The 1,627-nt window shown below is 56.9% G+C and carries 4 protein-coding genes; all 4 read right to left on the bottom strand.

Translation table 11 applies throughout. The features are described 5' to 3' along the window. Positions 1-21 precede the first annotated feature (21 nt). Complete coding sequence (locus tag G404_RS0117345; RefSeq protein WP_028642170.1) at positions 22-540, bottom strand: hypothetical protein; 519 nt, start codon at positions 538-540, stop codon at positions 22-24. A 189-nt stretch (positions 541-729) separates the two neighbouring features. Next, positions 730-852: a hypothetical protein gene (locus G404_RS20955; protein ID WP_281170282.1), complete on the bottom strand. Its 123-nt coding sequence runs from the start codon at positions 850-852 to the stop codon at positions 730-732. Beyond that, a complete protein-coding gene (locus G404_RS0117335) occupies positions 845-1,042 on the bottom strand; it encodes a hypothetical protein (protein ID WP_028642169.1) in 198 nt (65 codons plus the stop codon). Before G404_RS0117335 ends, G404_RS20955 begins: the two co-directional genes overlap by 8 nt. Before the next feature lie 131 nt (positions 1,043-1,173). Further along, positions 1,174-1,627, bottom strand: a 454-nt coding sequence (locus tag G404_RS19645; RefSeq protein ID WP_245584584.1) for an ATP-binding protein, incomplete at its 5' end; no start/stop codon positions are given.

The following is a 1,627-nucleotide window of genomic DNA, read 5'->3' as shown; positions in this document are numbered from 1 at the left end:
CCAGACGAGGCCCGCTCTCCGTTAATTTACGCCGCCTGATGTGCCAAATGTTCTGACGACGGACACTTGATCTTCAAACTCCTCCGCCATCGCAACAACCAAAGCCTCAATTGTAAACTCACCATACCCAGCCTCAACGAGATCAATGAAGCCCTGACGCTCCTGCTTCGACGTCACCCATTCGATGATCGCCTGCTTAACGCCCTTGTTGCGGACCTTCTGCCAAGTGCGGGTCGCACGAGTGGTCCGATCGTTGCGCTCCGTTAGGAACGATTCGTAGGCAGCAATTGTCTCCCCGAACCGCTGCTCCAACTCAGTGTCGCCAACCTTGTGGAGCTCCCAAACCCTGCGCTTCGCTCGTTCGGCATATGCAGTGTCGCCGCAGCGATAGGCGTTGACCATGATCTTGCGCAGCTTGTCTGTGTCCGTTTCAAGCTCGGGAGCCTTCTTCGGCAATGCAAAGACCTTCCCGACCTTCCGAGTGGCACGGGTCATATTGACGTTACGATCAGCGAAGATGGGGTTGAATGCGGTAGCCATGATGTTTGAACTCCTTGTGCCGAGAAGCCCGTCTGCCTCTCGATGTGTTCACATTAGCCGCTGTTCCAATTGGAACGTATGAGCTGCTTAAAATGCGCGATTGAGACGTTATGATTTGTGGCGTTCTAAACGGAACGGGCCTCAAGGCAGAGAGTGGCGGGGGAGCCGAAGCTCCCCCGCACTGCTTGACTACGCTGCCTCAAGCTCCTCGAACTCGTCGGGCAGGTCGAAGTCATTCAACGCCTCGACCATAAAGCGATCGAGAAGCTCCTTGTTTGATACCCTGACCGTACTGCCCAGCCTGTCAGCCAAAGTCCCCCTGCCAGACCATCGCCCTGATCGTGCAGAGTGCATCCTCCACGTGGTCGAGGTCAGCGCATTCGATGGCCTGCATCCCCTTCTTCAATTCCAAAGTCTGGCGACCGTATTTGATAGGCAGGAAATATTTGCCGGTCTGATCCTGCCAAACCCATGCTGCCCGAGGCTGCTTGCCCTCGATCATATCCCGCACATAGCCAATTTGCTGGTCGATCTGTAGCGCGACGATCTGGGTGAGAGGCTGGCGTCAATCAGGATGAGAATTGATTGTCGCGGCTGTGTGAGAATGCCAACTTTGATTGTCGCTGGCAATGGTCAGTCGTTGGTTTGATTGTCGCTGAGCGACAATTCCTCAATGGACTTGATTGTCGCGTAGGTTGGCGGCCGTCCAGCACGTGATTGTCGCTGGAGTGCGGCACGGCGGCGATAGCTTTCGACGTTCATTTCGAAGATCGTGGCATGGTGGACGAGCCGGTCGACGGCAGCGAGCGTCATGGCGGGATCGGGGAAGATCCGGTTCCATTCACCGAACGGCTGATTTGCAGTGATCAGCGTCGATCGGCGTTCGTAGCGGGCGCTGATGAGTTCGAACAGGACGGATGTTTCTGCCTGATCCTTGGTGACGTAAGCGAGGTCGTCCAGAATCAGCAGGTGGTATTTGTCGAGCTTGGCGATGGCGGCCTCGAGCCCAGGGGCGAAGCGCAACCGCAGTGCCGCCATGTCGGGTAGGCGACCGGCGGCGAGGCCATCAGCCAGCAGTTCGGCCAGT

Origin of the sequence: Novosphingobium acidiphilum DSM 19966, assembly GCF_000429005.1 — a bacterium.
In the GTDB taxonomy this organism is placed as follows: Bacteria; Pseudomonadota; Alphaproteobacteria; order Sphingomonadales; family Sphingomonadaceae; genus Novosphingobium; species Novosphingobium acidiphilum.
The sequence above is the reverse complement of the archived record's forward strand: the minus strand, read 5'-3'. Positions and strand labels throughout refer to the sequence as shown.